Genomic DNA, 428 nt, shown 5'->3' with positions numbered 1-428 from the left:
GAGACCCCACACTACCATCGGCGCGATTGCGTTTCACTTCTGAGTTCGGGATGGGATCAGGTGGGACCACAATGCTATTGTCACCAAGCAAATTCTTACTGGTTAATTCTACGTCTGACGGCATTGTTTCCTCACTACTGCGACCTCCATGGATGGAGGAAGTGTCATTAGATGTAAGGAACGTCTTTGACCTCATGTACTACCGTACACTCCGCCCTTTGCTCGTCACGGCTTTGTCTGCCGTACAATTACCTGCCTAATTAACCTTTATTTGTTAATTTAGAAAGCTGTATTGAGTTCACACTTCTTAAGTGTTTCTATTCGTCTAAGTGCTACTTAGCAAAACCCATCTGGGTTGTATGGTTAAGCCTCTCGAGTCATTAGTATCAGTTAGCTCAACGCCTCACAACGCTTACACACCTGACCTA

The 428-nt window shown here is 45.3% G+C and carries 1 rRNA gene; it reads right to left on the bottom strand.

Features of this window, described 5'->3' with window-relative positions:
• A 5S ribosomal RNA gene (gene rrf / locus AEA42_RS09860) occupies window positions 1–88 on the bottom strand; the annotation flags it as partial.
• Between the last annotated feature and the right edge of the window lie 340 nt (window positions 89–428).

The sequence above is a fragment of the Shewanella sp. Sh95 genome, from assembly GCF_001308045.1.
GTDB lineage: Bacteria > Pseudomonadota > Gammaproteobacteria > Enterobacterales > Shewanellaceae > Shewanella > Shewanella xiamenensis.
Note: the sequence above shows the minus strand (reverse complement) of the source record. Positions and strands in the feature narration are given on the sequence as shown.